This window comes from Hydrocarboniphaga sp. (genome assembly GCF_028291725.1).
GTDB lineage: Bacteria > Pseudomonadota > Gammaproteobacteria > Nevskiales > Nevskiaceae > Hydrocarboniphaga.
Window position 1 is genome coordinate 25,519 of record NZ_JAQGNT010000026.1, and the last position, 12,668, is coordinate 38,186.

General features: G+C 62.5%; 9 protein-coding genes and 1 tRNA gene. 8 read left to right on the top strand and 2 right to left on the bottom strand.

What is annotated here, in order from left to right:
• Nucleotides 1-13: 13 nt before the first annotated feature.
• The 4 genes from JWQ90_RS06830 to JWQ90_RS06845 all read left to right on the top strand — a co-directional run bounded on the left by JWQ90_RS06830 (nucleotide 14) and on the right by JWQ90_RS06845 (nucleotide 6,211).
• Nucleotides 14-457: a hypothetical protein gene (locus JWQ90_RS06830; RefSeq protein ID WP_299691166.1), complete on the top strand. Its 444-nt coding sequence runs from the start codon at nucleotides 14-16 to the stop codon at nucleotides 455-457.
• A gap of 78 nt (nucleotides 458-535) precedes the next feature.
• Entirely contained in the window at nucleotides 536-1,831 is a 1,296-nt protein-coding gene (locus JWQ90_RS06835; RefSeq protein WP_299691169.1) for a TolC family protein, read from the top strand.
• Nucleotides 1,832-1,839: 8 nt separating this feature from the next.
• The gene (locus JWQ90_RS06840; RefSeq protein ID WP_299691172.1) at nucleotides 1,840-3,069 is read left to right on the top strand and encodes an efflux RND transporter periplasmic adaptor subunit; all 1,230 of its coding nucleotides are present in this window, start codon (nucleotides 1,840-1,842) and stop codon (nucleotides 3,067-3,069) included.
• Complete coding sequence (locus JWQ90_RS06845) at nucleotides 3,062-6,211, top strand: CusA/CzcA family heavy metal efflux RND transporter (RefSeq protein ID WP_299691622.1); 3,150 nt, start codon at nucleotides 3,062-3,064, stop codon at nucleotides 6,209-6,211. Before JWQ90_RS06840 ends, JWQ90_RS06845 begins: the two co-directional genes overlap by 8 nt.
• 77 nt (nucleotides 6,212-6,288) lie before the next feature.
• On the opposite strand, the gene cadR is transcribed toward JWQ90_RS06845, so the two are convergent.
• Nucleotides 6,289-6,714, bottom strand: a complete 426-nt coding sequence (gene cadR / locus JWQ90_RS06850; protein WP_299691175.1) for a Cd(II)/Pb(II)-responsive transcriptional regulator — start codon at nucleotides 6,712-6,714, stop codon at nucleotides 6,289-6,291.
• A gap of 77 nt (nucleotides 6,715-6,791) precedes the next feature.
• On the opposite strand from cadR, the gene JWQ90_RS06855 reads away from it, so the two are divergent.
• The 3 genes from JWQ90_RS06855 to JWQ90_RS06865 all read left to right on the top strand — a co-directional run bounded on the left by JWQ90_RS06855 (nucleotide 6,792) and on the right by JWQ90_RS06865 (nucleotide 10,800).
• A complete protein-coding gene (locus tag JWQ90_RS06855) occupies nucleotides 6,792-7,445 on the top strand; it encodes a cation transporter (protein WP_299691178.1) in 654 nt (217 codons plus the stop codon).
• A 163-nt stretch (nucleotides 7,446-7,608) separates the two neighbouring features.
• On the top strand, nucleotides 7,609-8,175 hold the full coding sequence (locus JWQ90_RS06860) for a hypothetical protein (RefSeq protein WP_299691181.1): 567 nt from the start codon (nucleotides 7,609-7,611) through the stop codon (nucleotides 8,173-8,175).
• A gap of 198 nt (nucleotides 8,176-8,373) precedes the next feature.
• Nucleotides 8,374-10,800, top strand: a complete 2,427-nt coding sequence (locus tag JWQ90_RS06865; RefSeq protein WP_299691183.1) for a type I restriction enzyme HsdR N-terminal domain-containing protein — start codon at nucleotides 8,374-8,376, stop codon at nucleotides 10,798-10,800.
• Nucleotides 10,801-11,096: 296 nt separating this feature from the next.
• On the opposite strand, the gene JWQ90_RS06870 is transcribed toward JWQ90_RS06865, so the two are convergent.
• Nucleotides 11,097-11,172: transfer RNA gene (locus JWQ90_RS06870), tRNA-Glu, on the bottom strand.
• Nucleotides 11,173-11,283: 111 nt separating this feature from the next.
• Between JWQ90_RS06870 and pcnB the strand changes: the two genes are divergently transcribed.
• Nucleotides 11,284-12,648: a polynucleotide adenylyltransferase PcnB gene (gene pcnB / locus JWQ90_RS06875; RefSeq protein ID WP_299691186.1), complete on the top strand. Its 1,365-nt coding sequence runs from the start codon at nucleotides 11,284-11,286 to the stop codon at nucleotides 12,646-12,648.
• The last annotated feature ends 20 nt before the right edge of the window (nucleotides 12,649-12,668 follow it).

The window sequence follows — 12,668 nt, forward strand, 5'->3', positions numbered from 1 at the left end:
TTACACTCGGGCCATGCGCTTTTCGCGACTCATCGTGTTGTGGCTGATCGTCTCGCTCGCCGTGATCCGGGTGATGGGCGTGCATGTCCATGCGCATACGCATGCGCTCGGCGATGACCGCGTGGCGGTGACCGCCGATGTGCATGCCACATTCGACGCCGGCATTCATGGCGAGCATCACGCGGCGGGCCACGACGTCTACGACAGCACTTCGGTGCATGCGGCTGATCATCAGGAAGCGCATCTCGATCACGGCGACCGTGATGTCAGCGGCCCCGGCGAAGTCGCCAAGTGGCCGAAGTTCGGCTGGAACCTCGCGCTGCTGCTGGTTTCGCTGGCGCTGCTGTGGCGGGTCCCGCCGCAGATCGTCCGCATCGTGGTCGCGCCGATCGTGCGTCGGCCGCAGCGGCCGGCGTATTTCATCCCACCGGCTCAAGCACCGCCTCTCCCGGCCTGAAATCGCTTTTTAAAGCCATTTCGCGGCGCCCGTTCTTGCTTTTTTTGTTCTGGGCCCGCATGCCGATGAGAGGTCTCCATGTTTTCCCCCTTGGCGCGCGCCGTGCTTGCGGCCGCCCTGCTATGCCCGGGCTCGCTGTGCGCGAGTCCCGATGAGCCCGCGTCTGCGGGCGCTGCGCCACCGCCGCTGACGCTCGAACAGGCACTGGCCCGCACTGAGCGCCAGCACCCGATCTTCGCCTCGCAGCAGGCGGCGCTGCGCAGGGCCGGCGCGCGGATCACGCAGGCCGGCGTCGGCCCCGCTCCGGAACTCGGCCTGGAGGTCGAGAATGTGCTGGGCAGCGGCGAGCTGCACGCTGCGCGCGCAGCCGAAACCACGCTGTCCTTCAGCCAGCTGATCGAACGCGGCGGCCTGCGCGATCGCCGCGTCGAAACCGCCGAGGCCGAATACGCGAGTCACGAAGTCGAGGCCCAGGCCGCCCGCATGGACGTGCGCGCCGAAGTCGCGCGGCGCTTCGTGCATGTGCTCTCGGACCAGGTGCAGCTCGGCATCACCCGCGAGGCCAGCGTGCTGGCCGCGGCGACCGCGGCGGATGTCGAACGTCGCGTGCGCGCCGCGCGCAGTCCGCTGGCGGAGCGCTTTCGCGCCGAGGTCACGCTGGAACGCGCGCGGCTCGAAGAAGAGCACGCCGAGCATGAGTTGCGCAGCTCGCGTCGTCATCTGGCCGCGGCCACCGGAGCGGCCGATGCGAACTTCGGCGAGGCGGCCGGCGATCTGGGCTCGCTGCCTGCAGTCTCTGACTTCGACTCGCTGCTGGCGCGCGTGCGATCGACACCGGAGTTCCTGCGCTTTGCCAGCCTGGCGCGCGTACGCGATTCCGAACTGCGCCTGGCGCAGGCGCGTGCGATCACCGGTGTCACGCTCGGCGCTGGTCTGCGCCGTCAGGAGCGGACCGATGATATTGGCCTGGTGTTCTCGGCCTCGATTCCGCTGTTCGCGCCCTCGCGCGAGCGCGGCCGTATCGCCGAGGCCGAGGCGCAGCGGGACCAGGTCGCCGCCGACGAAGCAGTGGCTTACCTGAAGGCGCAGGCCCAGCTGTTCGAGCTGTATCAGGAGCTGAATCACGCGCGCGTCGAGTTCGAGTCGCAGCGTGATCGGATCATCCCGGCGACAGAGCGTGCGCTGGAGCAGACGCGCTACGCCTATGAGCGCGGCCGCTATTCGCTGATGGAGCTGCGCGACGCGCAAGCGGAATGGGCCGCGCAGCGCCGACGAATGATCGAAGCCGCGGCCAGTTACCACGTCACGCTGATCGAAATGCAGAGGCTGAGCGGACAGGCTGCGAGCAACGCGCCGTCGGCAGGTCATCAATGAGAACCCCAATGAACCCGACGATACGAATCCTGGCTGCGTTGTTTTTCTGCGCGCTTGCTGTCGCCTGCACGAAACCCGCGAGCGAGCCGGCCGGCGAGCACGACGCTGCCGAAGCGGAAGTCGCCAAGGGTCCGCACGGCGGCCGCCTGCTGGTCGACGGCCCGTTCGCGGTCGAGTTGCTGATCTTCGAGCAGGGCATGGAGCCGCAGTACCGCGCCTGGGCGACGTCGGCGCAGAAGCTGGTGCCGGCGAATCTGAGTGTCGAGCTGACGCGGCTGGATGGCGAGAAGAACCGGTTCCTCTTTGCACCCGAGGGTGACTATCTGAAAGGCGACGGCATCGTTCACGAGCCGCATTCGTTCTCGGTGGTGGTCGCCGCCGAGCATCAAGGCCAGGCGTATCGCTGGAGCTACGACAGTTTCGAGGGCCGCACCCGTATCGATGCCGAGATCGCCAAAGCCTCCGGCATTGTCGTGGACATGGCGGGCCCGGCGACGATCGTCGATGCGATCGAACTCAGCGGCCGCATCGTTCCGGATGCCGAGAGCGTGCGCAGCGTCGCGGCGCGTTTTCCGGGTACGATCCGCTCGCTCGCAAAATCCCTCGGCGACGAGGTTCGCGCCGGCGAGGTGCTGGCGCGCGTCGAGAGCAACGACAGCCTGCAGGTCTACGCGGTGACGTCGCCGATCGCCGGCGTGATCACCGAGCGCCACGCCAATGCCGGCGAGCAGGCTGGCAGCGATCCGCTATTCGTCGTCAGCCGTTTCGACAAGGTCTGGGCCGAGTTGGCTGTGTTCCCGCGCGATCTTTCGCGCATCCGCCCCGGCCAGCGCGTGCGTGTGCGCGCGGCCGATGGCGAGCTGGCGGGCGAGGGCGAGGTGACGCGCGTGGCGCCGGTCGGCGACAGCGCCAATCAGGCGCATACGGTCCGCGTGTCGCTGGACAATGCTCAGCGTGCCTGGACGCCGGGCCTGTTCGTCAATGCGCAGCTGCAGGTCGGCGCTGCCGATGTGCCGCTGGCGGTCAAGGAAGCCGGTCTGCAGCGCTTCCGCGATTTCACCGTGGTGTTCGAGCAGGTCGGCGATCAGTACGAAGTGCGGATGTTGCAGCTGGGCCGTCGCGACGGCGAAGTCGTTGAAGTGTTGTCGGGCTTGAAGACTGGCGCGCGCTACGTGTCCGGCAACAGCTATCTGATCAAGGCCGACATCGAGAAATCCGGAGCCAGCCATGATCATTGAGGCGATGCTGCGCTTCGCGATCCGGCGGCGCGTGTTGATGTTGTTGCTGGTACTGGCCTGCTCGGCGATCGGTGTCTGGAGTTATCAGCGCCTGCCGATCGACGCCGTGCCCGACATCACCAACGTGCAGGTGCAGATCAATACCGCGGTGCCGGGCTACACGCCGCTGGAGGCCGAGCAGCGCGTCAGCTACGCGGTCGAAACCGCGATGGCCGGGCTGCCGCGGCTGGCCTATACGCGCTCGCTGTCGCGTTACGGCCTGTCGCAGGTCACGGTGGTGTTTGCCGATGGCACCGACATTTACTTCGCGCGGCAGCAGGTCACTGAGCGCCTGCAGGCGGTCCGCTCCGAACTGCCCGCCGGCCTGGAGCCGCAACTCGGGCCGATCGCGACCGGCCTGGGTGAGATCTTCATGTACACGGTCGATGCCCGGCCGAACGCGAAGAATCCCGACGGCTCGCCGGTCACCGCGATGGATCTGGAAAGCGCGCAGGACTGGATCGTGCGGCCGCAGCTGTTGCGCGTGCCCGGCGTGGTCGAGGTCAATTCAATCGGCGGCTACGAGCGCGCGTTCGTGATTCAGCCGGAACCGGCGAAGCTGCTGGCTTACGGCCTGAGCCTGCAGCAGCTGGTCGATGCGGTGCTGGCGAACAACGGCAACCGCGGCGCCGGCTATGTCGAGAAGAACGGCCAGCAGCAGCTGATCCGCGTGCCGGGGCAGGCTGGCGGCATCTCCGATCTGCAGCGCATCGTGGTCGGTGTGCATCACGGCGTAGCAGTGCGCGTTGCCGATGTCGCGCAGGTCGAGCTGGGCTCGGATCTGCGCACCGGCGCGGCGACGATGAACGGCCACGAAGTCGTGCTCGGCACGGTGTTCATGCTGATGGGCGAGAACAGCCGCACGGTCGCCAGGGCCGCGGCGCAGAAGCTGGTGGATATCAACGCCTCGCTGCCGGCGGGAATCGAGGCCAGCGCGGTCTACGACCGCACGCGACTGGTCGACCGGACGCTGGAGACCGTGACCAAGAATCTGGCGGAAGGCGCGCTGCTGGTCGTCGTCGTGCTGTTTCTGCTGCTCGGCAATATTCGTGCGGCGCTGCTGACCGCGGCGGTCATTCCGCTGGCGATGCTGCTGACGCTGAGCGGCATGGTGCAGCAGGGCGTGTCGGCGAACCTGATGTCGCTGGGTGCGCTGGACTTCGGCCTGATCGTCGACGGCGCGGTGATCATCGTCGAGAACTGCCTGCGCCATCTGGCGCTGGCCGCGCACGGCGGCCGCAGGCTGAGCCGGGACGAGCGCCTGAACCTGGTGTTCGCCGCGACCAACGAGGTGATACGCCCGAGCCTGTTCGGCGTCGGCATCATCGCCGCGGTTTACTTGCCGATTTTTGCGCTGACCGGTGTCGAAGGGAAGATGTTCCACCCGATGGCGATCACCGTGGTGATGGCGTTGAGCGCGGCGCTGTTGCTGTCGCTGACGTTCGTGCCGGCGAGTATTGCGCTGCTGTTCCGCGGCCCGGTCGCCGAGCGCGAAGTCTGGCTGATGCGTGCGGCGCGGCGCGTCTACGAGCCGCTGCTGACGCAGGCGCTGCGCTGGCGTGTGGCGGTGTTCGCGATCGCGGCCGGGCTGCTCGTGTTCTGCGGCGTGCTGGCGACGCGCATGGGCTCGGAGTTCATCCCCAACCTCGATGAAGGTGACATCGCGATGCATGCGCTGCGCATTCCCGGCACCAGCCTGACGCAGGCGATCACGATGCAACGCCAGCTCGAGAACGCGGTGATGCAGCAGCCCGAGGTCGAGCGCATCTTCGCCAAGCTCGGCACCGCCGAAGTCGCCAACGACCCAATGCCGCCTTCGGTGGCCGACAACTTCGTGATGCTGAAACCGCGCGCGCAGTGGCCGGACCCGCGCAAGCCCAAGAGCGTGCTCGTCGACGAACTTCAGCAGCGTGTTGCGCGGATTCCGGGCAACAACTACGAGTTCACGCAGCCGATCCAGATGCGCTTCAACGAGCTGATCTCCGGCGTGCGCACCGACGTCGCGGTCAAGGTCTATGGCGACGATCTGCATGTATTGAATCAAGTCGCCGGCGAGATCCGGCAAACCCTGGGAGCCATCACCGGTGCGCACGATGTGGAGGTCGAGCAGACCACCGGTCTGCCGATCTTCACGGTCGAGCCGAAGCGAGAGCTGCTCGCGCGCTACGGCCTGAACATCGCCGACCTGCAGCAGCTGGTGGCCACCGCCTACGGCGGCGACGAGGCCGGCACTATTTTCGAAGGCGACCGGCGCAGCCCGATTCTGGTCCGTCTGCCGGAGAGCTTGCGCACCGATCTCGCCGCGATGGGCGCGCTGCCGGTGCCGCTGGCAAACGGCAGCTTCGTACCGCTGGCCGAAGTCGCGACGCTGTCGCTGGGCGAGGGACCCAACCAGATCAATCGCGAGCAGGGCAAGCGCCGCGTCGTCGTCACCGCCAACGTCCGCGAACGCGACCTGGGCTCCTTCGTCGCCGAGGCGCGCTCCAAAGTCGCGTCGGAGGTCACGGTGCCGGCCGGCTACTGGCTGGAATACGGCGGCACGTTTCAACAGCTGGAATCGGCCAGCCGCCGGCTCGCGATCGTCGTGCCGCTGACGCTGGCGCTCATCGTCGGCCTGCTGTGGCTGGCCTTCGGCTCGCTGCGCGAGGCGCTGGTGATTTTCTCCGGCGTGCCGCTGGCGCTGACCGGCGGCGTGCTGGCGCTGTGGCTGCGCGACATCCCCTTGTCGATCTCGGCCGGCGTCGGCTTCATCGCGCTGTCCGGCGTCGCCGTGCTCAATGGCCTGGTCATGGTCAGCTTCATCCGGCAACTGCGGCAGAACGAACGCATGGCGATCGACGATGCGGTCGTGCAGGGCGCGCTGACGCGCCTGCGGCCGGTGCTGATGACGGCCCTGGTCGCCGGCCTGGGCTTCGTGCCGATGGCCTTCAACACCGGCATCGGCGCCGAGGTCCAGCGCCCGCTGGCGACGGTGGTGATCGGCGGCATCGTTTCGTCGACGCTGCTGACCTTGCTGGTGCTGCCGGGGCTTTACCGGATGGCGCTGGGCCGGCGCCGACGTGCAAGGATTGGAACTGTAGGAGCGGCCCTTGGCCGCGATTGAGGCTTCACCGGCACAATCGCGGCCAAGGGCCGCTCCTACAGTTCATCGATCAGGCGACACCCGCAACAGCGCCGCCTTCATGCCGCGGACAGAATCAGCCCTCTGCGCCCGACGGTCACCAGCGCGTTCCTGGCGCCGGCAACTGGGTTGGCGGCGGTGCCGCGCAGCTGCCGCAGCTCATCCTTCAGTCGGTGCAGCTCGGCGAGGCGTTCGCCGACATGCCCGATATGCTCGTCCAGCAGCTGATTCACGCCGCCGCATTCCTGCTCCGGCGCGTCGCGCAGCTGCAACAGCTTGCGGACCTCGTCCAGCGTCATGTCGAACGCGCGGCAGTTGCGGATGAAGGCCAGCCGTTCCACCTGCGCCGGATCGTACAGGCGGTAGTTGCCCTCGGTGCGCCGCGCTTGCGGCAGCAGATGCTCGCGCTCGTAATAGCGGATCGTTTCGACCGGAATCTTCAGGCGTGTGGCCAGCTCGCCGATCTTCAGGCCTGCCGAGGTCATGATCTTTGCCGTAAATAAGTCTTGACCCTGAAGTTACTACAGGGCGCTCAATGCGCGCAGCCCCACAGGAGTCGACCATGTCCGCCCACTGCCACGATTGTGGTTCCGCTCGGCAAGCCCAGCCCGTTTCCCCGCGTTACCGGCGCGTCCTGTGGCTGGCCCTGGTGATCAACCTGACGATGTTCGGAGTCGAACTGGTCGCCGGTTGGGGCGCAGGATCGGTGTCGCTGCTGGCCGACGCGGTCGATTTCTTCGGCGACGCCGCCAACTACGGCCTGTCGCTGCTGGCCTTGTCGCTGCTGCCGGTGTGGCGGTCGCGGACCGCGCTGATCAAGGCTGTGTCCATGGGGCTTTATGGCGGGTTCGTCCTGGCGCAGGCGCTGCGGGCGGGCATGGCCGGCGTGGTGCCGTCCGCGGCGACCATGGGGATCGTCGCCGCTGTCGCATTGCTGGCGAACTTCAGCGTGGCCGCGATGCTCTATGCGTTCCGCGACGGCGACGCCAACATGCGCGCGGTGTGGTTGTGCTCGCGCAACGATGCGCTCGGCAATGTGGCGGTGTTGGTCGCGGCGTTCGGCGTATTCGGTACGTCGACCGGCTATCCGGATACTGCAGTTGCCGTCGTGATGGCCGTGCTGGGGCTGAGCGCGGCTGTCAGCGTGAGCCGCCAGGCGCTTGCGGAATTGCGCATGCAGAAGCCGCAAGCCCGGCCCCGTCTGCGTGTGGATTGATGCTGGCGCATGGCTTTCATCCTGCAGGGCCGTAGTGCTGATGTGTGCTCGGTCCGGGCCGGGTTCGTGCTATGCGCGACGCCGCGACGCCATGCATAGTTGGCGGCTACGGAAATCCTTGGGGGTTCAAATGGCGGTAAAGAGTTCGAGACTCGGTACGAGCTTGGCGGCGGCGATGCTCGGTTGCTGCCTTGCGGGTGCGCTGTCGCTGGCGATGAGTGTCGCGGCCGTTGCCGCGACGGCTCCGTCTCAGCAGAAGAAGCCGGCCGCTGCGAAAGCGGCTCCCAAGCCTGCCGCCGCGAAAGCGCCGACCCCGCCGCAGGCCACGGCTGCGGCGATTCAGAACGTCAGGCTGATCGCAGACCCGGCGGAGACCGAGCGCTTGAGAGACCGGGAGTTTGCGTTGGACAGGCAACACGCCCAGATGCTGATGGCGGTGTCGATGGCGAATGACGCGGCCCAGCGTGCGGCCGCTTCCACCGAGCGGCTGCTGCTGCCGCTGTGGATTTTTGCGGTGGGTTCGATCGCTGCATGCCTGTTGCTGCTCTGGAATCTGATCGAGAGCAGAAAAACCACGAGATCGGCACGGGAAAGCGTGAAGGAGCTGACGCGGCTGGACAAGGAGGCCAGGTTCTCGTTCCAGAAATCCCCGGCAGCGGCCAAGGCGCAAAAACTGGCACCGACGCTCGACCGGCCCGAGGCTGGTGACGCACCGGTCGCGGTTGAATAGATCAGTTACTTGGGGCGCGCGGAGGCTGGGCAGTGAAGACATGAAGCAGGTGCAACAGCCTGTAACGTATTCCTCCTAGCGGTACTTGCACGCCGATCTGACTCTAAATAGTGGCCAGCGCGCTCGCGATTCAATACTGTTTGACCTAGGGCGCAGCTTTTGCACGCGCGGGCATAGAAGCTTTTCCGGTGAGTACCCATGTTCGCTATTGACAAAAGCTTATATATAACAGAAAGCGATGTTGAACAGAAGTTTATATATCCGCTTCTTACCGATCTCCTCGACTTCACCGACGGCGAGATACTGACCAAATCTTATCTATCTCCCAGCGAAATCGATAAGGGCGCCGGTAAGCGGTTGGGTTACTACCCAGACTACCTCCTATATCTGGGCGGGCAGCCGGTGCTTGTGGTCGAGGCGAAAGAACCCGGCACGATCGCCACGATTGGATACCGAGAAGCTCGACTTTACGCAGCGGAGATAAATAAAGGGTATCCAACAGGCATCAACCCCGTCAGCGTCGTCCTGTCAACGAACGGTCGTACACTTATTTGTGGCCCATCCGACTCAGAGTTGGATTTGTTAAAGTTTGATCTCGACGAATTGCGTCCAGGAACAGCTGCACTTGAATCCCTGAGAAATATGCTTAAGCGGGATGTGCTTCTAACTGGAGTTCAAAAAGTCAAACGGCTTCTCGCGCCTATAAATCGATTTAGACCAATAGCTTTGTTAGGCGGATCAACTAGGCAAAATGAAGAAATTGTCGGAAACACATTTTCTGCACAACTTTATCCTCTCCTGCGTCGTTACTTTGATCCCGACGTAACGCAATACTCGGACGAAGTACTGCATAAGGGCTACGTTTCTTCAGATGAAATAACAAAATACGAGGCAGACTTAGAAGCATTGCTCAAAGACCGTGTGCCTTCCCAAGTGAATGTATCCGCAATCGAAACTACAAAGACGCGTGCCCCAGCCGTAGACAGTGCTTTACAGAAAGTGTGGGAAGACAGAAAAGGCGTACCAGATCCATTGATTATCCTGCTCGGCGGTGTTGGCGCCGGAAAATCAATGTTCATTCAAAGATACTTTTCATTTCTGATGAATGATCAGCTGAAGCAGAGATTGCGGACAGTAACGCTGAACTTCAATACTGCGTCTGATTCACTCGATGATGTGGAGAACTGGATATCCGCTGAGTTAGTAAATGAACTTGAAAAACAGGAAGGTGAGACATTTCTTCACTATCCAAATCTTCTAAAATTTTTTGGTCCCGATATCGCAAAAGTTTCGGCACAAAGCCTTTCGGTTGTTAAGAAGCAAAATAAGAAAGAATATGATCTAAAAATTGCCGAGCTTGTTGGACAGTGGACGGACGATCCGCAAAAGCTCTGCGCTGGAATAGTTCGTTTTTTTGTGAAGGACAAGAGCCTTCCACTTATTGTGGTCTTCGATAATGTTGATCGACGGAGCCGTGACCAGCAGCTGAAAATCTTTCAATCGGCTCAATGGTTTCGGCATCGAAATCCTTGCATAGTGATTCTCACTCTGAGAGATGAGACATATGACGCATACAGAAATCAGCCACCTCTCGATGCTTTTTTAAAGCAATTTACCTTCCGCATTTCGCCGCCGCGCTTTGTCAATGTTGTGAAAAAGCGTCTCGAACTGGCAATAGCTCACTTGAGTAGGGAGGCTCAGTCCAAACAGAAGTATGTTTTGGACAACGGAATGCATATTGAATACCCAACAACATTAGTTGGTGAATACCTTTTCTCAATTTACCTTTCGCTTTTTCATCCCGATCGCCAAAGTCGGCTTGTGCTTGAAGCCTTATCCGGTAAGAACATTCGAAATGCCTTGGAGATGTTCTCTAGCTTTCTCATGTCAGGTTATTTATCTGATAGTCGAATATTTAACATGACGGTTGGCAAAGATACATATATTCCAGAATGGCTAGTCTTCCGTGTATTGATGCGCACAAAATATAAATTCTACCTTCCAAGTCATGGTTACGTATTCAATATTTTCGCAATCCCAGAGAACTCAGTAACTTGCAATATTTTTCTCATTCCTGAACTACTGAAATTCTTATCGGGCTTACGCAAAACAAAAGGTTCGTTGCGCTTGGAAGGATATGTGCACGTTCCGGAAGTTGTGCGGCACCTCAATCTTCTAGGATACACAACCGAAGATGTCATGTGGGCTGCTGAAACTCTGCAAAGAGATGCGTTAATCGTTGCCGATCATCAGAAAAACAAAGGGCTATCATCTGATGATTACGTGAAAGTAACGGCATCTGGACTATTCCATTTGCGGGTGCTACCGACGAACTCGGAGTATCTGGGAAATGTAATTTTTGATGTCCCAATTAATGATAGGAAGCTTGCTGAGGAGGTTTGCCTTTCAATACAGGATAGCGCAGCGGAAAGCCGGCACAGGATCCAGTTGCTTCGACTTGCAATTCGCAAGGAACTATACGATTGCGAGCAGTTAATCTCAGATTTTTCTCAACGTGTTCAGACACCACGTTTTTTTGAGCAGTGCATAAGCCGAACTCTTGCGGTGCATGCTCGGGATCGTGACGCCCCCATTAGAGTTCCGTTGGATTTGGAAGATGACTAGAGGGTTGCCGCCTTTACGATTCTGATTCGCGGCTGAGCTTTGGCGCGCCGAGCGCGAGTACGTGCAGCGTCCGACCGAGCTTTTCCGACATTTGCAGGGAGATGATTGCGGCGGTGCCGAAGCGCTTCAGCAACTGCCTGAACTGCTTCGAGCCGGAAGGCGCGAAGGCAGCCCCCGCAGACTCTTGTGGCGAAAGTTGTCCTCGATCCGAAGGCGGCGAGTTGCCAGATTCGCTACGAAGATCCCGATCGGCCCGGTGGCCGAAACCGGTCGGCCGGACAAATACAGGACATGTTTGGCGCTCCTACCGGGATTCGAACCCGGGTTTAGGCCTTGAGAGGGCCCCGTCCTAGGCCTCTAGACGATAGGAGCACAGCTGCGAGTCGCGTATTATACGGAAGCGTCGCCGCCAGACAATGCGGTCCGCGCCAAAAAATCAAAGTAAGCAAAGTCAACCCGCGCGGCACCAGACGGAAGTTTTTTTTGACCTCACTCAGACGCATTCCCCGCGCCGAGCACCATGTTTCCCGTTCGATGATCTCGAGCGGCACGCTCAAGACGCTCTACACCCTGAAAGACGCCGGCTACGAGGCCTACATGGTTGGCGGCGGCGTGCGCGATCTGCTGGCGGGGCTCGAGCCCAAGGATTTCGACGTCGCGACCAACGCGCACCCGGAGCAGGTCAAGCCGCTGTTCCGCTCCTGCCGCCTGGTCGGGCGGCGGTTCGTGATCTGCCACGTGCGGTTTGGCGACGAGATCGTCGAGACTACGACCTTCCGCGGCGCGATCACCGATCTGCACAAGCGTGATGAGACCGGGCGCATCCTGTCCGACAACGTCTACGGCACGCTGGAGGAGGACGCGATCCGGCGCGACTTCACCGTCAACGCGCTGTATTACGACATCCGCGACTATTCGATCGTCGATTTCACCACCGGCATCGAGGACATGAAGTCCGGCGTGATCCGGCTGATCGGCGACCCGGAGCTGCGCTACCGCGAAGACCCGGTGCGCATGCTGCGGGCGATCCGTATCGCCAACAAGCTGCACTTTCGCATCGACGAAGCCACCGCCGCGCCGATCGCGCGGCTGGCACCGCTGCTGCGCGAGATCCCGGCGGCGAGGCTGTTCGACGAAGTGCTGAAGCTGCTGTTGTCGAAGGAAGCCGAAGACAATTTGTACGGCATGCGCGTCTACGGCCTGTTCCGCCAGCTGTTCCCGGTGCTCGATCCGCACCTGGCCAGGCCGGAGAACCTGGCGTTCGTGAATGCCGCCTTGCGCAGCACCGCGCAACGTATGCAGAGCGGTCTGCCGGTCAGCCCGGCCTTCTTATATGCGTCCCTGCTGTGGCCGGCGGTGGAGGCGCGCGCCGCGCAGTTGCGCGTCGAGCAGGGCTGCGAGCCCTTGCCGGCGATGCAGCAGGCCGGCGAAGAAGTGATCGCGCGGACCATCGCCTGCGTCGCGATCCCGAAGCGGTTCTCGTTGCCGATGCGCGACATCTGGGATTTGCAGCCGCGCTTCGAGCAGACCGCCGCGACGCGCGCGCGCCGCCTGATGACGCACCCGAAATTCCGCGCCGCCTACGACTTTCTTCTGGTGCGCGGCGAGAGTTCCGGCAACCCGGCGCTGGCCGAACTGGCCGCCTGGTGGACCGAGGCGCAGAAGGGCGGCGACCTGCCGGAGCCGCCGGATCTCTCCCCGGACGATCTGCTGGTTGAGGCGGGCACGTCCGAGGCGGCTCCGCCGCGCAAGCGTCGCCGCCGTCGCGGCGGCCGCAACCGCCGGGGCCCGGATGCGGCGGGCGACTCCGAAGCCGACGGCCCCGAGACCGCGACCGATCCGTCATAAGCTATTGCCCGACGTGGTTT

Bases quoted from the DNA above. Each gene is read 5' to 3' on its own strand.
- JWQ90_RS06830 (WP_299691166.1), top strand. From the start codon at position 14: ATGCGCTTTTCGCGACTCATCGTGTTGTGGCTGATCGTCTCGCTCGCC.
- JWQ90_RS06835 (WP_299691169.1), top strand. From the start codon at position 536: ATGTTTTCCCCCTTGGCGCGCGCCGTGCTTGCGGCCGCCCTGCTATGC.
- JWQ90_RS06840 (WP_299691172.1), top strand. From the start codon at position 1,840: ATGAACCCGACGATACGAATCCTGGCTGCGTTGTTTTTCTGCGCGCTT.
- cadR (WP_299691175.1), bottom strand. From the start codon at position 6,714: ATGACCTCGGCAGGCCTGAAGATCGGCGAGCTGGCCACACGCCTGAAG.
- JWQ90_RS06855 (WP_299691178.1), top strand. From the start codon at position 6,792: ATGTCCGCCCACTGCCACGATTGTGGTTCCGCTCGGCAAGCCCAGCCC.
- JWQ90_RS06865 (WP_299691183.1), top strand. From the start codon at position 8,374: ATGTTCGCTATTGACAAAAGCTTATATATAACAGAAAGCGATGTTGAA.